We start from the raw sequence: 21,309 nt of genomic DNA, 5'->3' as shown, positions 1-21,309 counted from the left end.
AATCAGGAACGGAGTAGATATGAAATCAAGAAAACTTCTGACAAGACGAAGCTTTATTCAGAATAGCGGCAGAATTCTAGGAGGCTTGCTTACCGCTTCTGCGGGCGGCTATGCTTATTCCCGATTTTTGGAGCCAAAGCTCATTCAAATCGTTAATCAAACATTGTCCTTCGAGCGCTTGCCTGACTCCTTTGCAGGAAAAAGAATCGTGCTGTTCAGCGACGTTCATCTTGATTTTCATTTTGGCTTGGAACGCTTCGAGAAATTGATAGATACTCTGCAAAATCTAAGACCTGATATTCTATGCTTCACTGGGGATCTCTATGACACCGAGGTCGGATCCAGCGGGGAAGCCTGCGCAGCCATGCTTGATCGTTTGCAGGTACCGCTTGGAAAATGGGCCGTGCTAGGCAACCATGATCATATTACCGGTGCCGCTTCCGTTGACAAAGTGCTCACAAGAGGCGGCTTTACGATGCTTACTAACCGTTCGGCCGTCATAAATCATGAAGGGCAGCAGATTCAAATGGCAGGCGTCGACGACATTTTCTTCGGGCAATCCGACTTCGAAGCCGCGCTTGGGCATGCGAATGCGAATTTATTTACGATCATGCTTGCCCATGAACCCGACTTAGCCGATCATACCATTCTTTATTCCGTCGACCTGCAGCTATCCGGCCATAGTCACGGGGGACAAGTGCGTTTGCCTTTCATCGGTCACTTAATCGTTCCGGAGTTGGCCATGAAGTATCCGAGCGGCTTATATACGCTTGGTGAAGGAAAGCTGCTATTGTATACGAATCGCGGGATCGGCCATTCCGTTCACCCGATCCGCTTCATGTGCCGCCCCGAGATCACTGTCATCACGCTTCAACGATCCTAAGCAGCCGTTTACTTCAGACGGTTGCCGCTTGCTACGTCATTTGCTTTCAATGCATAAGTGACATTGTTGAAATTGTTTTTCTCAATGCGGTACGACGGTGCTCCAACCCCTGCGTTCACCGTGGAAACGCCGATCGCTTTCATGTTTGCCGTGATGGTGTTGCCTCTTATGACAGCCTTTAAAATATCGTATTTCTCTTTTCGTTTCCAGAAATCGTTCAGCTTGATGATTTCCGTTTCCTTCGAGGTGATCTTATTCGCCGAAATCACATTGTTCTCCAGCAAGAAGTTGGATGCGGATTGAATGCTGATCGCCTGCGAGTTGCCCGTTACCTCGAATTTCGAGTTTTTAATGGTAAGGTCCAGTTTCGGATGCTCGCCGAGAAATAAGGTAGATACCGTCGATGCGGATTTGAAAGTACAGCCATCAAATACATATTTCCCTGCCAAATTAGCAGAAACCGCCCCGAATTTCCCTCCCTCGGCACCTTCGATCTGACAATTATTATACGTCCCTGGAGGGAGAGTAAGTCCGTAATTCGAATTGAACCCCATGACTTTCAAATTATCAAACGTACTGCCGCCTTTGCCTCCGCCTGTCACCGCCCGCAAGGTCGGCTTGCCGACGATCGTTATGTTTTTCAGTGTAATCGGTTCTCCCCACACGGACAAACCAGAGTCCGTTGCCCCATTGCTTGTAATGGTCACATCCGTCACGCTGACCCCATTCCGAATTTTCGAGCTTACCACAAACAAGGAATCGATTAACTCCATATCTTTTACCGTAATATTAGGCCCCTGAAAATAAGTGTAGGAATCATTCATCCTATTCCCGATCACTTTGGCATCGTTTTCCACAAAAATTCGCGTTCCGTCAAAATGATTGTTGATGATCTGAGCACCTGAGAACGGGTCCGAAACAGCCACGCCAATCGCTCCTTTCGAAGCAAGATGGTTATCCTCCACAAGAGCGCCTCGGCCATCGAATAAAATAACGTCGTAGACGGCATTGTTATAAAATTCGTTCTTAATAATCGAAACATTGCTATTCAGAAATCCGTTGAAGTCATATCCGCCTTCCAGGTCAATTCCGGATTGAGGGGCAATCCCTTTCATATCATGAATGCTGTTGCCTGTAATGGTCACTTGATCGGCTCCGCCAACCGTTATGCCCTGGCGGCGATTAAATGCAAATTCCGAATTGTTTACCGCAACCTTCTGGCTGACCGTACGCTTCCAAAATTCCAGGTAAATCCCTTTCATTGCCTTAGGCTTGTCAAACACGAGATAAAACTTCGCAGTTTTAGCGGGGGGCTGAACGGTATCCCTAACCTTGGCAGCCGTCTTGGAAATAAACTTGCCATCCGCGGAATAGAAATAAACCTCGAACTGGTTGGATAATCCCTTGATATTCGATAATTCGAAAGACCTGTCATTCGCAAAAATAGGATTCTCGAAGTTCAACGCTGCTTTGGTAATGATTTTGTTGCTATTTTTTACTTGTCGGCCCGCATTGTCTATGGCGCCAGAGACAAAGTTTTTCTCATATAAATCGGTAATCATCTTCCCGTATCCGCCAATGACGAGACCATCTCCGGTGAAGTGGGTCACTTTCACTCCTTCAATCGTCACATTCGAAGCACCCTCCAGCAAAATGCCATGTCCGCCCTCGTGCGTTCCCGCACTGTGCTGATGATCCTTCTTCGTATAGTCGTGCGTCTCTCTGTCTCCCTGGTATACGCCGCCTCTGATCGTTACATCATGGATGCCATGACCTATGTATAATAACGAATAATTTTCTTTGCCGTTCGTTTCCTTCTGGAGGATCGCATCGCCCGGCAATTCAAAGAGCATATTGCTTACCATATTAATCCGGCTCTCTTTGGCAATCAGATAGGTGCCGGCAGGAAGAGAGACAGCCTTAATTCCCTTTTGGCTCGCCCATTGAAGCGCCCGATTGATCCCTTTCGTCGTCTCGGCGGGATGGGTGCCGTCATTGTAGATCCCCCAATCGGACAATTTGAATACATGCAGCTCGGACTCGGCAGCCGCTTCTTTCTTCAAGGATCCTATACCCGGCGGCAATGCAATCTGTATGGACATCAGTAATGCAATCGCGATCGCTAATCTACTATAGCGTTTCCACATGCTCTACGCACTCTCCTCATTCATCTACAAATAACCGATAACGTCGTAAAGATATTTTTTCGGAATCCCCTTTATATACTCATTTCTTCCCAGTTTGAACAAATACTCGATATCCTTATGCTCGATCGCTTGTAAATATGAATCCGGAAAATACGAATGAGATCCGCTGTTTTTTATGCATTCATTTACATTATAATTCTCAACATACGATTCAATCATTTTCTTTATGTTCAGTTCCGACATGTTGCTGCTGAATAGGTTTTTCAAGCATGTTTTCAAAGTATTAAGCAGCATCAGGCTGATTCCGATATACTGCTCGTCTCTGGAATCAAGAAAGTACTCCTCGATCACTTCTTTTTGTATCTCGTACCCGTTTACGGCGTCTTCGAATAAATAAGGCATATATTTGCTGGAAAATCCCCCTATTCTGTAATAGTACAGAGGAGTGGGAATAATTTTGACGCGCTCCGCCTTCAGGAATAACTCGATATTGTAAAACAAGTCATCGCCTAAGAAGTGAATCCGCTCCACATACTTTCCCGTATTGGCAAACAACTCTCTCTTGTACAACTTTGCCGATAGCGCCGACGGGAAAGGATGACCGAACAGATAGGCCGTAACAAGTTCCGTCCGCACTTCTCCCCCTGTATAAAGCTTGGGTTCATCGAAGTATTTGCTTTTCCCCGATCTCTTAATAAGAGAATTCCTGCCCAGCACCTTGTACCTGTTGCAAACGGTGATGTCGGCATGGTCCCTAATCGCATGGTTGTACAAAACTTCAATCATATCGACAGCGATCCAATCGTCTACGTCTACGAATAGGACGTAGTCGGACCGAGCAGCGGCAAGCCCTTTGTTTCTAGTTCTCACGCTGCCTTCGTTTTGTTTGTCAATCACCGTAATCCGATGATCTTGCCCCTTAAATGCAAGGCACAAATTCAGGCTCTTGTCCGTTGAGCCATCATTCACGAGGATGAGTTCGAAATCAGTAAATGTCTGACCTAAAATGGATTTAATGCATTTGTTTATATATCTCTCTGCATTATATATCGGAACGATGACACTTACTTTACACACCGAGGAGCCTCCTAATCCATGCTACGGTAAAACTATAAAGATTCTAACCCATGACTCGCTCCGATGCAAAAGAATGACGGATATACATTGTTCGATCAAATAAAAAAAGGAACTCGGTCATTCCGAATTCCTCTTGCAACTGCTTAATAACAATAGTAATACCACCAATTCGAACGGGAGTCGCCCTTATGGTCACCCCATTCGTCCTTATCGGACCATTTGTCTTTGCCGGTTAGCCAATCCCAAAAATCATTTTTGTTTTTATCATCATCATAATGATTGTTGTCTTTGTCTTTATTGTTCCCTTTATCGTTGCTGTTGCCAAAATAAGATGAGAACATCGTCGAAACCGAGCTGAAAAAACCATTATTCGATCTCGAATGATCGTCGCCCGAAGATGCGTATGCCGAAGTAGGAAACAGGATTGCGCTGCATAAGATGAGTGAGATGAGTATCTTATGATACTTGGACATATTAATAGGTCCCCCCTCTACCGCAAGTGGTAACAAAGACCTATATGGTCTTTGTTACCAATAGTATACTAAAGTAATAATCTTGTAAATACATTTAGATCAACGTATTCCCAGTATCCCGAACGCGATAATTTCCTTCCGGATGGTTGATCGCAGTCGTGTATGCGACTCCGCTTAAGACATTTTTGGAGAAGTAGGATTCTGCCTGACACGATAAGGACAAATTCCGATTTGCGCCTTTGCCGTTGAAGATATTATTGTACACCCTGAAGTTAGCAGAGCGGGCCCATATGTGAAGATTGGATTCATTGAAGGTATTGCTATACAAAGCGATGCTGGATCCTCCGCTAATAATAACGCCGCTTGGAGAATTAAATGTGTTGTTTCTGCAAATATCGCCTACAGAGGCTTCCCATCCATCCTCCCAATCGATGTCGCAAGACGGCATTCTTTTGCCATTCCGATTGAATCTATTGTTCTCGATGACCCAGCCTTGCCCACCCGTTAAGGCGATACCGCAGCTATAATTATCTTCAATAACACAGTTTCTAATAAAGCAGTCAGTGGGCATAATCATCGTCCTCAACATGGCCACCGCTTTAAAGTCGTTATCTTCATTGGTCGGAGCAGACTCCTGATATATCACGATTTTAGCGTAATAAGCGTTTGTCGGTTTTTCATAATTGTAATACTGCAGATTGTACATTTGCGATTGGATAAAACGATAGTTTCGATCATAAAAAAATATACTGTAGAGTCTGGAACGCAAGTAGGGGTAATTGAAGTAACCTTGCGTATAGCCTAACATGAAATGACCGCCAAGCTCACTAACATGTAAATAGGTGATATTTCTAAAACAGTTCTTCGTGCTGCTGTTATCGTTTAACCCTGTTTCCTCATCGATACTTCCTGCCTCGAAATTAGAGACACTCGGATGGCGCCGCTGCTCATCCGTCCCTCTTTCCACATGGGTAGCGATATTGAAGCCCGGGGATTTGCTTATCGTACAGTTTTCCAATCCGGAGCGATACGCATCGCTAATAATGAAGGTAATGCATTTCTCCGAACTGCCTGAGACGGCCGCAGAGTCGGCTTCGCCGTAAAACTTAGCATTAATGATCTTCGTATAGGACACACGGTCGAATCTGAACATGGTATACCCTGCAGCCGTCAGCGAACTGGGTTCAATATGGATGACCGAGTCGCTAAAATCAATGACCATCTCCGTCGGAACGAAGATCGTCCCGGCTTCAGGAGTAATTAAATAAGTGCCTAACGGAAAAACGATTTTCTTATAGCCTGTAGAGGATGCATAATCCAAAGCTTTCCGAATGCCATTTGTCGTATTTAAAGCATCTGCATTGTCGGGATTAATCGCATAGACTGCAAGCGGCACGTTATAGATCTCTTCATCGCTAATTACACGCACTTCCGGCTGCACGACAGTTACGGTAAAACTCCGCGAATAGGTCTCTGATCCATCGGAAGCGGTAATGGTAACTTCGCCGGCGGATATTCCTTTCAATACGCCAAAATTCACGCTGCATACTTCCGGATTCGAAGAGGTCCATATGACAATATTATCATCATACACGTCGAAAGGCAGAGTTGTGGCCATCGCTGCGAAGCTTTGTCCGATTTCCAATGTTTCCGGCTTTCGATTGATCGAGATCCCTGTTACTTGTCTGATAGATGTCGGAGGCTTGACTATGGAGGTGCCGACCTTAACAGGCACATAGTTGACGAATGTTTTGTCCTGGTAGGTTGAAGTAACCGAAATTAACGTTTCGCCCTCATGCAAGCCCGTCAATAAACCATCATTATCTACAGCTGCATAACCTTCATTGCCGCTCTCGAATTGGTTATTCACCAAAGCCGTGTATCTGGATGGACTCGCAACAACGGCTAAAACCTGATTTTCTCCCGATCCTAAAGTAACCTCCGACGGGTAAACCGTAACAGTGGATAGCGGCTCGCCGGTTTTGATCGAGTTATATTGATTTAATAGTACCTCGTCCGAAAGCGCTTTATTGTAAATAGAAAACGATCTGATCGTTGTCGCCGATTTATTCAATCCAAGACTGTTTCTGCGTATATGTAACGGACTCATCTTCAGAAAGGGAAGATGCTCGGAAAAATTGCTTAGTTTATTTTTGTTCAAGCTCATTTTACCGTTTATCGCCATGTCGAACTGTCCATCCGGATAGATACGAACGGAAACGACGTTTAGCTCATGGGACCCGTGCAACGTATCCGTGGCTGTTCGGTTGCCGTTTAGATGAACGAACCAAGAATAACCGCCAGTGCCTATTTGTTCGCTGCCGGCTGTATTCATGTACCCGATCCTTGTATTCGGATTAGCTGCTAAGTAGGCTAATAAATTCATTGCTTCCGATCGAAACAATACGCCTAACGTTTCATAGGCAACAAATTCAAAGGTTACGCCATTCTCGTTAAGATCCACTGCATTGTTGAAAATGTCCGCGCTCGGTGGGATACTCACGTATCCGTTGACGCCTAACGTTAACCCTCTATGGTCTAACCACCCGTCATTTACCCCGTCATGCTGGACATTGTGGAGCGTGCAGGGCGTATTTTTTACGGAATCATTCACTGTATTGGCCGTACTGCCGGCATACTTGGAAAAATCAAGATGGAATACTAAGCTGTCGTCTTGTTGGTTTGATGAAGGAAGAGTCGTTACGGAGATGCTTACGCCTTCGGAGGTTCCATATGCGTTTTTGGTTTTCACTGTAAAATCGTAATTGGTTTCAGCCTGCAGTTGATCGATAACGAAAGGGGAATTAGGAATATTTTTGCTAAATTCATTGTTAATATAAATATCGAAGCTGTCGCCCTTACCGTTCAGCGTCCACTGTATGGCTGCCGATGTCTCTGTGACTTCGACGACTTGCAGATTCGTTATATTATCGGGAAGGTTTATTTTATTAATAAATGAGGCAGGAATCCATCTCCCCTCATGGAAGGTGATGACATCACCTTCGACTGGATCATAGGAGGACGTATCCACGTCGGACAGACCATCTAAGCTCATCGCGGGTATGTTAGAGATCATCTGTGTGATGAGAGCTTTAATCTTATTTGCCGATAAGGTAGTAACGAAACTATTCTCATCTTCATCGTTAATGATGCTTGTTTCGATATCAGGGACATATGCTTCCCATGAGCTGGCGTCGGAGGTAGGATTTCCGCTGTTAGCATCTGTTAGGCTTCGAAAATGGCTTTCGTTATCCTGAACGATATCCCCTTTGTAATATATCGTCTGGTTGTTGTAGATCCCCCTTTGCGTTTTGTTGGATACGACCCAGCCTTCTAATGATAGTTCATTATTCAAAATCATTCATCCTCTCATTAATCATTCGTCTAGATGAATGCATATAGGCGTGAAGCGAATTTTGCACATTACGAAGTATATTCCTCTTGTGTTTGTTTATTACTCCCTTATAACAAAAGAGCGCCGGCACGAGAAGTTTAACTCTTCTCCCGCTGGCGCTCTCCTATGCACATGCTGCTTACTTACTTCTTCAATGCCGCGACAATCGCGTCCGTACCATTGATTCGGCTGATCGGGCCATAACCGAAGGCAAGCTCGCCGTCGATCGCGTACACTTGATTCGACTGAACGGCTTTCAGCTTCTTCCACACTTCGCTCTGTTCCCACTCGTCGGAGAGCGCGGCTAACGATTTATCGTTGTAGTTGAAATAGCCTAGGAAAATATGATCCGGATTAATCGCGCTAAGCCCTTCCAGAGTCAGCTCGACGCCCTCGCCCTCCGCTTCCTTCGGCGGCGTCAAGCCAAGCGGCTCGTAGTAATCGCCCGAATAAGCCGTGCCTTGCAGCCAGATCGACTTATCGCGTACTTGTAGATACGCAACCTTACCTTCTACGCCGCTCAATTGCTGCTTCGCCTGCTCGACTTGAGCGGAAGCCTCGTCAATCTTAGTCTTTACGTTATCCTCCAGACCGAAGATAGCGCCGAACTGCGTCATCACGCCCTGCCAATCGGTCCACACATTCGTCTGCTCTTCATCGATGAAGACCGTCGGAGCAATCTGCTTCAGTTGATCGGCGATGTCCTTATTCGTTGCGCTGCCGGCCAAGATCACATCCGGATCATATTGCAGCAACGCCTCCAGATTCACCTGCGTATTCTCGCCCACGACAACGACGTCATCGTATTGCGCGACATACGGCTTGTATACCTCGGTACCAAGGAACGACTGCTTCTCCGTGAAAGGCAGCGTAATCGCGATCGAGTCCAGATCGAAGTTCATCAGTTCCTGCGTCAAGCCCCAATGGACGAGCGCGACTCTCTTCGGCTGCGCATCGATCGTTACTTTCTCGCCGCCGGCGCTATCGACCGTTCTTGGAAAAGCAGCCTTGTCGGCGTTTCCCGTTCCCTCATTCGATGGGCTGTTCGTCGCTTCGCTCGGCGCATTCGTTGCATTGCCGCCTTCATTGTTCGAATCGGCTGCATTCGAGCATGCGCCGACTACCATCGCGATTAATAAAATCAAACACGCTGTCAGCAGCGGCAAATTTCGTTTCGTCATTTTCAATCTCCCTTTCGGATCTCATCTATCGTTGATAGCGATTCTCATTATCATCGTTAATAATATCATCCCGGTATCGCTTTTCAAATAGACGATTTCCCGAACCTAGGATGGATTATTTCTGCTCTCTTGACGTTTTACCTCCGTCGGAGAAAGACCGTAATGCTTCTTGAACAATCTGCTAAAGTAATAGGCATCGGCATAACCAACGCTTCGTGCTATATCGCGCACAGAGAACGGCTCATTCATCAGAAGCTCGTGGGCAACATTCATCCGGTACTTGATTAAATAATCGATCGGGCCAATGCCCGTGTATTTGCGAAACAGGTACGAGAAGTATTTGGCCTTAAGTCCTTGCTGGCCCGCCAGACTCTCTAACGTGATCGGTTCCATATAATGACGGCGGATATATTCGATCGTACCTTCCATCATCGGCTGGCTGTCGCTGTTTTGCTGGTATCGCTCGAACAGAAGCGCTTTGTTGACCAACCGATAGAAGAGCGTCTTCTTCTCCAGCAGCTCGATATTGCCAAGCCCCGTAGATAGCTTCCGCAGCTGCTCAATCATCTGCAACAGCGCAGCATCCATCTCGATATGAAGCTCGTTCACCTCGAACATCAAAGCTGGGACGGCATGTCCCGGAGCGGCTGGCATATAATGGACGAGAAAATATTCGAACTCCTGCGAATGCACGATAATCTCCATACGCCGATTATACCCGCCCAAGAACGCTTTGCCCGGATGAAGCATATAGCTTATGCCGTCATAAGCGAACTCCGCCTCGCCGCGAAGCGCGACAAGAAGAGCGCATTTCTTCGTAGGCTCGTGCTTATGGCCCCTGTGAGGTCCTTCGCCCAGCATCGTCCGGTATACACCGAACAGATCAATTGGCGTCTGCACGAAATAAGCGGCCAGATCTTCGTATTTGCTGTCCATACAAGCGCCCTCCCGCATCATGAATGATTATGATTCATTTTACTGTAGAACGGTGTATGACTCAACGTCGGTAGCGACTCTTCTACATACGAAAAAAGCCCGCCATGACTCACTCGTCATAACGGGCTTTCCTTCATCCGTATTATTTCGCGAAGCTATGGTGCGCAATCGTTACGACAACGTCGAGACTGGACCAGAACTCGCCCTTGGAAACCTTCGGATTAAAGAAGTATACCGCATTCTTAATGTTGTTCTTCCCGTTCAAGGCGTCCTTCGCTGCACGCAACGAGCTTGCATTAGGCTTGCTCTTGTCAAGCAGGCCATTGTGCGCCGGCGGGAATTGCTTGCCGGAATAGATAACGCCCTTAATCGTGTCCGGGAACCGGCTGTCCTTGACTCGGTTCAAAATAATGTTGGCGATGCCAAGCTGACCTTCATAAGGCTCATAGCCTGCTTCAACCATCGTAATCTTGGCCAGCAGCATCAAGTCCGCTTCCGTATACGGCTTAGCGGGAGTATCCAGAACCGAAGGCACGACCACCTTCAGCTTCGTTCCCGCCTGAAGAGCGGCTTTGGCATCCAGCCCATTGCGCTTCAACAGCTCCGCATTGGTGCCGCCGATTTCCTTGCTAATCTCATCAAGTCCGTACTCTTCCGTCGTGATGGCCGGCTGAACCGTAACCAAGTCCAGAATAGATTCTTCCGCATTCCAGTTCACCTTAGCGTGCATCAACTCGGCAGCATGGCGCAGCGGAACGTAAATTCTGCCTTCCGCCATGAACGGAGCGGCATCCATCAAGTAGCGGCCGCCATTGAAATAAACGACAGGTACGCCTATGCCGAATACGATTTTGTCCTTCAATACTGTATGTATCGTTGCTTCCTCGTTGTCATTGTCCCAGCTTACACTCGCGCCTAGCAAGCCAGCTACACGGGATACAGGAACATAAAGCCTTCCATCCTGCATTCGAACCGGATCGGTCAACTTCATAATCTCGCCATCCAGCTTAATCGTTACGCCTTCCACAACCGTACCAGCTTGCGCGGATACAGAGGATAGCGGCCCGATACAGAGCAGCAGCATCGTCAACACCATGACGACCGTCAGCCTGCTTATCGGCTTTCCTTCTTTGACCATGAGTACCTCCTGCATAATAAGATTTAGGTCGTATTCCGACTTACGTCTACTCGCAAGATTATAGCACGCTTACATGGCCCGTAGGATTAGGGTTTTCACAGAATTAAAATATTTAATTATTATTTTCCGCCTTTTTCTGCTCCTTTTTGGTCGTTTTCGGCGACTCGGAATCGTGAAGCAACGCTTGCCGACAGGGAATCGGATCGCTCCTTTGAACAAAAAGCTGACATGGATGAGCATCCACATCAGCTTTTTTCGTGTTGGAGCATGTTACGATCTATCTTCGCCTACTACGCCTCGGACAAATTTCTCCAGCGCCGCAGTATCCGTTATGCTCCTGTTGCATGCCTCGCTGCTCGCGCATAAATAGTTGCCAATCGCCTTATAGTAGTCTGCCGGAGCGTTAGCCGGCTTCGACTTCGTTACGGCCGTGAATAACGCCACTTCCTCATGCCGATTGCATAGGAAGCATACGCTCTTCTTGTTCGTCGGCGTGAATCTCCCTTCGACGCCAACAAGCTTGCCATCCAGCTCAGATACAAGGTACATACGATTCGAGGCAATATCCGTCCAGCCAAGATACGTCATACGGCGGCGATCGATGGCAGCCAGATCAGGCGCCTTCAGCTTCTTCACCTTCGGATACAGCTTCTTCATTTGCTGATCCGTTACTTGCGAGAAGCTCTCTACATAAGCCTCAAGCTCGTGCAAATAAGACTGGAATTGCTCCGTTCTCTGCATCGCCGACACGCTCTCCAGCATTTGCCGCTGTTGTTCCGTCGCCTCCGGAAACGCCTCGCTTATTTTCATAAGCGTGCCTTGTCTGACCGCTTCAATAACTTTCCGGTCGGCGATGGTAGTGCAGGCATGCTGAAGCTGGCCTACCAGCTTCTTAATCAAGTTATATTGATGGTTTCTAATGAATGGTGTTGTCATTGCTTCTCAGCCCCTTATTATGATTGGATAGCAAATAAGGTGCAAAGCCCATTATTAGAAACGATATAAGCAATCTCGGGCGATCTGTTCAAACGCTAGCGAATCACCCCATACAAAGTATCGCCCCTAAGTCAGGCTTTGCATGAGTCGCTACTTTTTCCGGCAAAGTGTTTTGCCATCTCTACCGACCTCCTTTGGTCAATCATTATTTATTATAATACGCCCCGCTTCCAGCTTCAATATGTGCCAATTTAGCGACGAATAACCGCTCATAGTTGACGATGATAATCGTTATCAATATAATGGAAATAGCTGCTTACTGCCTTTCAGTCGCCTAGGCGAATTATATACAGGAAGAGGGACTTACGAATGAGTGAACAATTGGAGCTATTCGATGTTACGATTATTGGCGGCGGGCCGGCCGGCCTGTATACCGCTTTCTATAGCGGGATGCGCGATTTGAAGACGAAATTGATCGAGGCCCGAGAGGAGCTTGGCGGCAGAATCCTGATCTATCCGGAGAAAATGATCTGGGACGTCGGCGGCATGACGCCTACCCTCGGCGAGAAGCTTATCGAGCAGCTCGTCCAACAAGCCAAAACATTCGACCCGACCATTGTGCTCGGTCAACCTATTACCTCCTTCGAACGCCAGGCGGACGGAACGATCGTTTTGATATCGGGGACTGGGGAGCGCCATTGGACGAAGACCGTTATTCTCGCTATCGGCTACGGTATCCTTCAGATGGCCAAGTTGGAGATTGAAGGCGCTGACCGCTTTGAAGTAAGCAATCTGCATTATACGGTGCAGGAGTTGGAGATTTTCCGCGGCAAGCGGGTGCTCATCTCCGGCGGCGGCGACTCCGCGGTAGACTGGGCGAACGCTATCGAGCCGATCGCAGCAAGCTTAACTGTCGTGCATCGCAGAGATAAGTTCGGCGGGCATGAGCGCAACGTAAGGCAGATGAAGTCTTCATCCGCCAACGTCCTTACGCCTTATGCGGTTGATTCCTTGCAAAGCTCCAATGGCAAAGACATCAACCAGGTCGTTATCAGTCATGTGGAGACAGGCCAGCAGCAACGTCTTGATGTCGATGCGGTTATCGTCAACCACGGACTGCGGTACAATTTTGGCCCCATTAAAGAATGGGGTCTCGATATGGGCGACTGGAACGTTAACGTGTCGAACCGCATGGAAACGAACATACCCGGCGTCTTCGCAGCGGGCGACTTCGTCAAACACGACAGCAAAGTTCATCTGATCGCCGGCACGTTCACCGATGCCGTCAACGCACTCAACAGCGCCAAAGTTTATATCGACCCGCAAGCCGATAAAGTCGCTTACGTCTCCTCGCACAATGCGAAGTTCAAGGAGAAGAACCGCCAGCTTGGCGTTCTGGTTGAAGATGACGAGCATTAATAATGACCTTTTTTTAAAAAAACAAACGGCCTCGCACTCAAAGCGCGAAGCCGTTTTTCTTGTATTTAAGAAATCCTATAATAACGATTGTCGAACCCTTGTCATTCATTTTCAAGGTATCTCGTCGCTGAGACCGTCACCCCTATTATTTTCGGAAAAGTACTCCTTCAACCCCTCCACGATCGCCCCAGCGACGCGGTCTTGCCAAGCTTCATCCAGCATTCGAGCTTCTTCCTCCGGATTGGTCATAAAGCCAAGCTCCATAAGGATCGCCGGACTCTCGTTTCCCTCAAGCACCTTCCATTGTTCCTGCTTGACTCCCCGATCGGGGAAGCCGGTTGCCCCGGCAAGTTTACGATGAATGCTGTTCGCAAGCGGAAAGCTGCTTGCTGCATCGTAGTACGTCTCCGTCCCCGAGACGCTCGAATCCTGAAACGTATTGCCGTGAATCGACAGAAAAGCATCTGCGCCTAACTCATTCGAGTATCCGGAGCGTTCCTCCAATTCGATGAACGTATCGTCCGTGCGCGTCATATACGGATTGTACAGCGGATCCTGTTCAAGCAGCGCGTACACCTTCCGTGCCAGGGACAGCGTAAAGTCCTTCTCCTCTTCGCCGCTCGCTCCGCCAGCTCCCGGATCTTTCCCGCCGTGACCGGCGTCAATCAGGATCGTGTAGCCCGGCAACCCATTGTCCGAAGCTTCGCCTGCGCTCCCGTTCCCCTCTGCATCCGCAGCTCCCGATAGAGCCGTATCGCCATACGTATGAACGGGCGGCTGCTGATCATAAGGCGGCCAGAGAATAATAGCCAAGGCTATAATACCCGTCAAAAGCAGGAGACCCCGAAGCCGCAATCGTCTGCGTTTCCGTCCTGTTACTCTCCTATCCGCACTCCCAAAAGGCCTTGAATTAACTTGCATTTGCGTTCACATCCATCTGCGACATCGTATCTTTATAAGAGCGTTCCATTCGTGCTTTGAAAGCGTCCGAAACCGACTTGTTATCCTTGTAGCCTTCCGCTGGCAGAACCCTATACGTGTACGCCTGCCCGCCGGGCTCCTTGTCTCTGTACACCCATGTCGGAACATAATCGACTTTGCTAATTGTCGTTTCGTTCGTCGCCATGTCCTTGCGAATCTCGAAGCGAACAATAACGCCGTCTTCCGTATACGCATTGTCGAGCGTTTCGGCCCGTTGATTGGATATAAAATTGCCCATCGAATAAATGACAAACGTTTTGTCTTTCGCTTCGCCATTTGCATCCAGCCACTCGGACCGTTGGATGACATGGGGATGACTGCCGAGGATGATATCCACGCCGGAGTCGGCCAGCATCCGCGCCAGCCCTTCCTGCGAGCTGGACGGCTCGCGCTCGTATTCGTTGCCCCAGTGGACGGAAGCGACGACGAGATCGGCTCCCTGCGCCTTGGCGTAAGCGATGTCCTCCTTCATCTTCTGCTCGTCCGCCACATTGATCATCGCATCCAGTTCATCCGCCGTAAGCATGCTTTCGAGTCCATTGACATGCTCCGTATAGGATAGAAAAGCAAGCCTAATGCCTTTGACCTCCTTCATCAGCACCCTCGATTCCGTTTGGTTCGCATATGTGCCAACGGTGTCTATTCCGCGATTCCGAATCGTGTCCAGCGTTCGAATGATCCCGCTTTTCCCCGTATCCAGACTATGGTTGTTAGCAGTAGTCAATACATCGAAGCCCGCTGCTTGGAGCGCATCCACCGCTTCATCGGGCGAATTAAAGCGCGGATAACCGGAGTAAGCATACTTATCCTTGCCGGCCGTTGTCGTCTCGAAGTTCGCGATCGCGACATCCGCTCCGCCTATGATCGGCTTCACCTCTTCGAATACCGGTTTAAAATCATAGCTGCCGGAGTCGTTCCGAGCGCTCTCTAACTGCGAGTTATGGAACATGATATCGCCGACGGCCGCAAGCTGAATCGTTACGTAGGATTGCTCTAGCTCCGGATCAATGAGGGATACCGCCGGGGGTTTCTGATTTCCGCCTGAATTTGCGGCAGCACCGCTCCCGCTCCCCTGCAACCATAAAGCCGTGCCAACCGCTGCGCCGATGACCGCCAGACCCAGCAATCCCGCCACTAGCTTCTTCCTCCATCCTCCTGTTCTTCGTCTCATGACTTTTGCTCCTTCTCTTCCACGTATTCTTCGTAAGTCAATCCGCTCTTGAATACATCGGTTGCCAGCTCTACCCCAAGATAACGAATATGCCATGGCTCATAAATGTACCCGGTAACGTCTTCCTTGCCCTTCGGATATCTGATAATAAACCCGTATTTGTGAGCATTGGCAGCTAACCATATCCCTTCTTCCGTCTCGCCGAAATCTTCCGTGAGCTTGAGCGATACGCTCTCGCTCGTCACGTCCACCGCAAGTCCCGTCTGATGCTCGCTTTGCCCCGCCCTTGCGCTATAGCGATTCGCCGCATCTTCTCCCGCCTTCTCGGCATAACCCGCGAAGAGCGCTTCTTGCGTCTTGAAGGATCGATAGCCTGAACGGGCATACAGCTTGAACCCTTCCTCCCCCGCTCCGGCAAACAACAGCTTGAGCGCCGTCGCCGGCTCTTCTCTCAGTTGATTCACTTCCGGATTCTCGAGCACGGTAGGCACGTCTACTTTCACCAAATCTTCCGGTATCTCGGTTTCTGCGAGAGGATGCTCTCGATTGACCAAAGCCTCGATCGTTCGATCGGCGGCCGCTTTGTCCGCTTCTATCCCATCGCCCATTGTCTCTTTCTGCGGCGTCTTCGTCTGAGGCAAGCTTCCTGCTTTCATCCCGCTCGCGCCTTGCGCCTGGACCTCCGCGTCTTGTCCGTCACATCCGGTTGTCACGCACAACGCAATCGCCGCTAAGGCCGTTAAGCTAACGAGCGTCGTCCATCTGTTTCTTGTCATTGCCTTTTCTCCTTATCTTCGTTGGTGGCTTGCTGCTAGTGTAACGGAGCGGCATATTAGAATTGCGATAGACTTGTAATGAAGTTGTAAAATATCAAAAAAAAACGCAAAAAAAAGAGACTGGCTTCAGTCTCTTTTTTGAACGGATGTGCTATACATACGTTTGCCGATCCATAATTGCAGAACGGTCATAATATCTTTGTAAAACCCGACTACTTCGCCCGAGCCTATGTTAATCAGCAAGCTTAGCGCAACCTCGTCCGTTTCTTTATTTTTAAAATACAATTCCGTCATATAGCCGTTCAGGTAGTAGCTGTCGTCCCATTCTAGCGCGTCCTGTTCATAATCGCCCATAGTCTCTATGAATTGCTCCGCAAGACCAACAACTTCAGTAAGCTTATATTTCTTACTCTCCGTTGGCGACGACGTTCGTTTCTCTATGTTCACCTTCGATAGGCCGATGACCTCGCCGTCCTTCGCATTCATGACGACGCCGTACATATCCTCGGAATCGTACTTGTTAATGATGGTGGACATGTAGATGCCGCCGGCTACCTTGATTAATTGCTCCTTATACTCGACCAGAAATCCTTGCTTCATGTCCATTTCGCTCGTGGCATCGGCCAGCACCGCTTTGATCTGCTGTTGGTCCAAGGAGCTCGTATCGATCATGGCATCATCGAGCGACAGATTATGGCCGAAGTACTTATTAACCGCGTTTACGCTAAGCGTCTTGACGGTATCTTCCGAGAGCAGGCCGCCATATTCCACTTCTGCGTCCGGCTTTTCTTGATTCGTTTTTTTGACCATGACCGTATTTTTCGAAATACCCGTATAGAAGCTGCCGCATCCGGCAAGCAGCGAACTAAATAACGAAACAACGAGCAGCGTTGCAATGGTTCTCATGATCCGCTCACCTCGATTACACGGTTTTGTTGCCAGAAAACGACCCGTATCGTCGTTCCTTGCCCGATAACGCTAACGACTTCGATCGCGGCTTGATGAAGTTCCGCAATGCTTCGGCATATCGATAGGCCTAAGCCCGCCCCGTTATTGTTCCTCGTTCTAGCTTTGTCCGCCATATAGAAAGGCTCGAATATGTTATCGATATGCTCCTCCGCAATGCCGCTGCCCTCGTCCGCGACTTCCAGCACGCAAGCTTCCCCTTGCATCGCTGTTCGGACCGCGATGCGTCCCTTCTCGCCTGAAGCTTTGACCGCGTTGTCTACCAGATTGAAAATAACGACCTTGATCAAATCCTTCTCCGCCGACAAGGGGCTATCCCCGCACTGCAGCTCAAGCTCGATCTGCTTCGCGCTGGCAATCAGCCTCAGTGAAGACTCCATCTCGGCTACGATGTCCTTCAAGTTATCCGGCTTCATCAGAGGCTGCCTGTCCGTCAGCAGGATCAAATCCATCAGCTTGGAGGACAGCGCCTCCAACCTCTTGCCCTCATTATAAATGACGTTAACCCCTTCGAGAAAAGCCGTTTCGTCGTATTTGGTCGTCCGCAAATAATTGGCATAGCCGATAATGGACGTTAACGGCGTCTTCAGCTCATGGGTGATGTTGTTGATAAAACGCTGCTGCGCGCTATTGTTGCGCTCCAGCTCGATGATTTTATCCTCGACGACCGATGCCATTTCGTTGAAGTTGGTCGCTAATACCCCGATTTCGTCACGCGATTTCAATTGAACCCGCTCCGAGAATTGGCCTTGGGCGATTTCTTTGGCGGTCCGAACCATTCTGTCGATCGGCCTCGTCAGTCCTTTACTGATGAGAAACATGACAATAATATAGAGCAAGCACGCGGCGATATCGATTTTGACGAAAAAGTTGTATTGCTCCACCCGTTCCGTATAAAGCGGGGTTACATCCTTGATATAAGTAAATCGATAGCTTTTATGATTAATGTCGGTTACGTTCGTCGTGAAGAGCAGGGTACGGCTGCCGATATCTCTCAAAATATACCGGATCTCGTCCGGCTGAAGCCCCTCCAGTTCCTCGCGATCCGTCGGCATGTCGAAGTCAAGATTGCTGTATATCGTTTTGTTCTGATCGCCCGCGATCTCCAGGTAATTGCCCTGGCCGCTGTTTTTCTCCACGAACTCTTGGGCGATATTCGTAAGCACGGTTTTCTCGTAATCGATGGAATCGTAAATGCGCAGAATCGGCACGATCGCGTTTACGCTCGAGTTGATGCTCATATTCGCGCTCAGCGTGTTGTTCATTTCCTGCTGCAGCATTTTGCTATGATTCCGCTCGATGACCATGATGGAAGCCGCATTGAATATGACGATGAACGTAATAATGGAGAACAGGCAAATCTTCTGCCAAAATTTCATCGGCTAATCCTCCAGCCTGTAGCCGATCTTGTAGATCGTCTTGATATGATCCTGCAAGCCGAGCTTCTTCCTGAGCGACTTGATATGCATATCGACGGTTCTCGTCTCGCCGTAGAAATCCCCGCCCCACACCTTCTCGATGAACTGTTCCCTCGACAGGGCGATATTTTTGTTTTTGAGCAGGGCAACGAGCAAGTCATGCTCTTTGGGCGTCAGCTCGGCGACTGCTCCGCGAACCGTCACTTCCCGCTTGTCCAAATAAACCTGGATATCGTGAAAAGAAATGACGGATTCTTCCTTGCCGTAGCGTCTCAGTACCGTTTCTATCCGCGCAAGCAGCTCGATTGCCTCGAACGGCTTGACCATATAGTCGTCCGCCCCCAGCTTCAGGCCGCTCACCTTGTCAAAGACGGATTCCCTTGCCGTTAAGAAGATAACCGGGATCTCGAGGGGACGAATCTTCTCCATGAGCTCGAAACCGTCCATGCGCGGAATCATCACATCGAGCAGGATCAGGTCGAACTTGCCGCTTCGGATCGTCTCCAGCGCCTCGATTCCATCATGCGCCTGCACGGTCTCATACCCTACGATCGTCAGATTCATCTTAATAATATTCGAAATCGAGGTATCGTCCTCGACGATGAGTATTCGCTTATTCATGTTCGGTCTCTGCCTTTCGTTCGTATCCGACTGCGTTACATTTCATTGTATATCAGCGGCCATCATGCTTGCAGCAGCAAAATTTGTAAAGGAAATGCTCGGTTAATAAAGAACACTCAAATCCATACACGGATTTGAGTGTCCCAATCGTAAGCTATAGGCTAGCCTGCTTGCCGACAAGCTCCCAGTCCGATGCGGTATAATTCCCCATATGCCATAAGGATACGCCCTTAAGCCCGTAGTACTTAGCGAGCCATATCTTCTTCGCTATGCTTTGCGTATCCTCATAAAAGAGTGCATGACTGCCGCGTGCGTCCACAAAATCGGCTTTTGTCACAAAATAAGGCATCGGCCATGAGCTCATCACACCCGACATCGCCAGCCGCTTCTCTACTTCCGGGATGGCCGGGCTGAGCGCGGGTCCGGTTACGCCATTTGCCGTAATCCACTGATTCGCCTGCTTGGAGATTCCCAGCACGAGCTTCTCTTTCGGAATCGACTGCAGCGCCGTTACGACCGTGTCATTAACGAGCGGCAACGGGGCCGAAGGCAGCTTGCTCACGTCATGCGTGAAGTCGTACGCCATCAGAATAACCGTATCGGCCAGCTTGCCGATCTCCTTCAGATCGTATCCTTTGTAATAGTGGATCGGAGGCACGGAAACGGACAACGTAAGCGAGCCTAGCCGATCCTTCAGAGCTTGCAGGAATCGAACGTATTCGGCCGCGCTTGCCGCATCCTTCAAGCCCTCGAAATCGATGCTTACCCCGGTGAACGAGTAGGCCGGATCTTTCAAGGTCGTTAGCAACGATTCGATAAAGGCCTCCTGCGCCGGCAGATCCTTCAGAAATTCCGTCAGCTTGCTGCTGTCGCCGAATACCATCAGCTCCTTCGCGAGCTTGGCAGCGTCGGCAGCGGCAATGACCTCCCCGTAGCCGCTCGGAATCCGGTTGACCGTCGCACTCGTATTCAGCTTAGCTGTTCCAGCGCTGCTATATTCCAGGTGGGACCAGCCGAATACGACATTTGCGAGCTTATCCATCTTGTTAATGGCCGGATAGGATTCGATCGCATAATACCCGGTAAAATCCGTCTTTTGCTCGGAAATCCGCTTATCCAATATCCGGTAAATAACGGCTGCCGCCTGCTTGCGAATAAGCGGCTCGCCGGGCTTGAAGCCTCCTAAATCGCCCTCCATAATGCCCCGGAACGATGCGTAGTAGACATAGGGTTTCATTGCGGCATTTATAGCCGAGTCATCCTTGAACGCCCTCGCATCCCGCTCCTTCATCCAATCCATAGTCAACCATTGCGTTTTTGTCTCTTCCGACTCCGATTCCAGCAGCGATAACCCTACAAGCATCGCAACCTCTTGTCTCGTAATCGTCTTCGCCGGGTGGAACGATCCTTCCTTATCTAGCAAACTATCGATCCAACCTCGCTCATAGGCAACCGAAATAAACGGCGCGGACCAACGATTCTGCGCGACGTCGCCAAGCGTCCGCGATACGGTTGCATTCGTATCCAATTGAGCTGCCATGACCAGCAATTTAATGAAAGCCTCCCTGGACAGGTCAACCTCCGGACGGAAGGTCCGATCCTCGTAGCCGCTAATAATGCCAAGCGCCGATAGCGTATAAATGGATTCTCGCGAATAATCGTTTTTCTCGTCTTTGAAAGGCTGCAGCTGAACGCTGTACGCGAAAGCGTTATTTGCGAATAGCAGAACAAATAGGAATACCAGCAAGCTCGCTCTTTTTAACATGGTAATCTCCTCCCCTTGAGTACGACC

Annotated in this window: 17 protein-coding genes; 2 read left to right on the top strand and 15 right to left on the bottom strand. The window is 49.0% G+C overall.

Annotation, left to right across the window (positions count from 1 at the left end):
- Nucleotides 1-19 precede the first annotated feature (19 nt).
- Complete coding sequence (locus J2T14_RS27090) at nt 20-883, top strand: metallophosphoesterase (RefSeq protein ID WP_307206237.1); 864 nt, start codon at nt 20-22, stop codon at nt 881-883.
- A gap of 8 nt (nt 884-891) precedes the next feature.
- Here J2T14_RS27090 and J2T14_RS27085 read toward each other — a convergent pair whose 3' ends face one another.
- The 8 genes from J2T14_RS27085 to J2T14_RS27050 all read right to left on the bottom strand — a co-directional run bounded on the left by J2T14_RS27085 (nt 892) and on the right by J2T14_RS27050 (nt 12,165).
- Nucleotides 892-3,030, bottom strand: a complete 2,139-nt coding sequence (locus J2T14_RS27085; protein ID WP_307475961.1) for a right-handed parallel beta-helix repeat-containing protein — start codon at nt 3,028-3,030, stop codon at nt 892-894.
- Between the two features lie 24 nt (nt 3,031-3,054).
- Nucleotides 3,055-4,107, bottom strand: a complete 1,053-nt coding sequence (locus J2T14_RS27080; protein ID WP_307475959.1) for a glycosyltransferase family 2 protein — start codon at nt 4,105-4,107, stop codon at nt 3,055-3,057.
- 143 nt (nt 4,108-4,250) lie between these two features.
- Complete coding sequence (locus tag J2T14_RS27075; protein ID WP_307206240.1) at nt 4,251-4,580, bottom strand: hypothetical protein; 330 nt, start codon at nt 4,578-4,580, stop codon at nt 4,251-4,253.
- A gap of 94 nt (nt 4,581-4,674) precedes the next feature.
- A complete protein-coding gene (locus J2T14_RS27070; RefSeq protein ID WP_307475957.1) occupies nt 4,675-7,935 on the bottom strand; it encodes an Ig-like domain-containing protein in 3,261 nt (1,086 codons plus the stop codon).
- Nucleotides 7,936-8,117: 182 nt separating this feature from the next.
- Nucleotides 8,118-9,155, bottom strand: coding sequence for an ABC transporter substrate-binding protein (locus J2T14_RS27065; RefSeq protein ID WP_307206242.1), 1,038 nt, complete (start codon nt 9,153-9,155; stop codon nt 8,118-8,120).
- A gap of 105 nt (nt 9,156-9,260) precedes the next feature.
- Complete coding sequence (locus J2T14_RS27060; protein ID WP_307475955.1) at nt 9,261-10,091, bottom strand: helix-turn-helix transcriptional regulator; 831 nt, start codon at nt 10,089-10,091, stop codon at nt 9,261-9,263.
- A gap of 142 nt (nt 10,092-10,233) precedes the next feature.
- A complete protein-coding gene (locus tag J2T14_RS27055) occupies nt 10,234-11,229 on the bottom strand; it encodes a cell wall hydrolase (RefSeq protein ID WP_307475954.1) in 996 nt (331 codons plus the stop codon).
- 270 nt (nt 11,230-11,499) lie between these two features.
- A complete protein-coding gene (locus J2T14_RS27050) occupies nt 11,500-12,165 on the bottom strand; it encodes a FusB/FusC family EF-G-binding protein (protein ID WP_307475952.1) in 666 nt (221 codons plus the stop codon).
- A 369-nt stretch (nt 12,166-12,534) separates the two neighbouring features.
- Here J2T14_RS27050 and J2T14_RS27045 point away from each other — a divergent pair, with 369 nt between their 5' ends.
- Nucleotides 12,535-13,584, top strand: coding sequence for an NAD(P)/FAD-dependent oxidoreductase (locus J2T14_RS27045; RefSeq protein WP_307475951.1), 1,050 nt, complete (start codon nt 12,535-12,537; stop codon nt 13,582-13,584).
- Nucleotides 13,585-13,695: 111 nt separating this feature from the next.
- Here J2T14_RS27045 and J2T14_RS27040 read toward each other — a convergent pair whose 3' ends face one another.
- From J2T14_RS27040 to J2T14_RS27010, 7 genes are all read right to left on the bottom strand, one after another.
- Nucleotides 13,696-14,415, bottom strand: a complete 720-nt coding sequence (locus J2T14_RS27040) for an N-acetylmuramoyl-L-alanine amidase family protein (RefSeq protein ID WP_307475949.1) — start codon at nt 14,413-14,415, stop codon at nt 13,696-13,698.
- A 79-nt stretch (nt 14,416-14,494) separates the two neighbouring features.
- The gene (locus J2T14_RS27035; RefSeq protein ID WP_307475947.1) at nt 14,495-15,736 is read right to left on the bottom strand and encodes a CapA family protein; all 1,242 of its coding nucleotides are present in this window, start codon (nt 15,734-15,736) and stop codon (nt 14,495-14,497) included.
- The gene (locus J2T14_RS27030; RefSeq protein ID WP_307475945.1) at nt 15,733-16,512 is read right to left on the bottom strand and encodes a M15 family metallopeptidase; all 780 of its coding nucleotides are present in this window, start codon (nt 16,510-16,512) and stop codon (nt 15,733-15,735) included. Before J2T14_RS27030 ends, J2T14_RS27035 begins: the two co-directional genes overlap by 4 nt.
- Before the next feature lie 126 nt (nt 16,513-16,638).
- Entirely contained in the window at nt 16,639-17,418 is a 780-nt protein-coding gene (locus J2T14_RS27025) for a hypothetical protein (protein WP_307475943.1), read from the bottom strand.
- Nucleotides 17,415-18,857 carry a sensor histidine kinase gene (locus J2T14_RS27020; RefSeq protein ID WP_307475941.1) on the bottom strand — a complete coding sequence of 481 codons (1,443 nt, stop codon included), beginning with the start codon at nt 18,855-18,857 and terminating at the stop codon, nt 17,415-17,417. The genes J2T14_RS27025 and J2T14_RS27020 overlap by 4 nt, the downstream gene beginning before the upstream one ends.
- Nucleotides 18,858-18,860: 3 nt before the next feature.
- Nucleotides 18,861-19,517, bottom strand: a complete 657-nt coding sequence (locus tag J2T14_RS27015) for a response regulator transcription factor (protein ID WP_307475939.1) — start codon at nt 19,515-19,517, stop codon at nt 18,861-18,863.
- Between the two features lie 154 nt (nt 19,518-19,671).
- Nucleotides 19,672-21,282, bottom strand: a complete 1,611-nt coding sequence (locus tag J2T14_RS27010; protein ID WP_307475936.1) for a glycosyl hydrolase family 18 protein — start codon at nt 21,280-21,282, stop codon at nt 19,672-19,674.
- Nucleotides 21,283-21,309 lie beyond the last annotated feature (27 nt).

The sequence above is a fragment of the Paenibacillus harenae genome (genome assembly GCF_030812415.1).
Lineage (GTDB): Bacteria > Bacillota > Bacilli > Paenibacillales > Paenibacillaceae > Pristimantibacillus > Pristimantibacillus harenae_A.
The sequence above is the reverse complement of the archived record's forward strand: the minus strand, read 5'-3'. Positions and strand labels throughout refer to the sequence as shown.

Bases quoted from the DNA above. Each gene is read 5' to 3' on its own strand.
- J2T14_RS27050 (WP_307475952.1), bottom strand. From the start codon at position 12,165: ATGACAACACCATTCATTAGAAACCATCAATATAACTTGATTAAGAAG.
- J2T14_RS27030 (WP_307475945.1), bottom strand. From the start codon at position 16,512: ATGACAAGAAACAGATGGACGACGCTCGTTAGCTTAACGGCCTTAGCG.
- J2T14_RS27010 (WP_307475936.1), bottom strand. From the start codon at position 21,282: ATGTTAAAAAGAGCGAGCTTGCTGGTATTCCTATTTGTTCTGCTATTC.
- J2T14_RS27035 (WP_307475947.1), bottom strand. From the start codon at position 15,736: ATGAGACGAAGAACAGGAGGATGGAGGAAGAAGCTAGTGGCGGGATTG.
- J2T14_RS27020 (WP_307475941.1), bottom strand. From the start codon at position 18,857: ATGAAATTTTGGCAGAAGATTTGCCTGTTCTCCATTATTACGTTCATC.
- J2T14_RS27090 (WP_307206237.1), top strand. From the start codon at position 20: ATGAAATCAAGAAAACTTCTGACAAGACGAAGCTTTATTCAGAATAGC.
- J2T14_RS27045 (WP_307475951.1), top strand. From the start codon at position 12,535: ATGAGTGAACAATTGGAGCTATTCGATGTTACGATTATTGGCGGCGGG.
- J2T14_RS27055 (WP_307475954.1), bottom strand. From the start codon at position 11,229: ATGGTCAAAGAAGGAAAGCCGATAAGCAGGCTGACGGTCGTCATGGTG.
- J2T14_RS27060 (WP_307475955.1), bottom strand. From the start codon at position 10,091: ATGGACAGCAAATACGAAGATCTGGCCGCTTATTTCGTGCAGACGCCA.
- J2T14_RS27025 (WP_307475943.1), bottom strand. From the start codon at position 17,418: ATGAGAACCATTGCAACGCTGCTCGTTGTTTCGTTATTTAGTTCGCTG.
- J2T14_RS27065 (WP_307206242.1), bottom strand. From the start codon at position 9,155: ATGACGAAACGAAATTTGCCGCTGCTGACAGCGTGTTTGATTTTATTA.
- J2T14_RS27075 (WP_307206240.1), bottom strand. From the start codon at position 4,580: ATGTCCAAGTATCATAAGATACTCATCTCACTCATCTTATGCAGCGCA.
- J2T14_RS27085 (WP_307475961.1), bottom strand. From the start codon at position 3,030: ATGTGGAAACGCTATAGTAGATTAGCGATCGCGATTGCATTACTGATG.
- J2T14_RS27015 (WP_307475939.1), bottom strand. From the start codon at position 19,517: ATGAATAAGCGAATACTCATCGTCGAGGACGATACCTCGATTTCGAAT.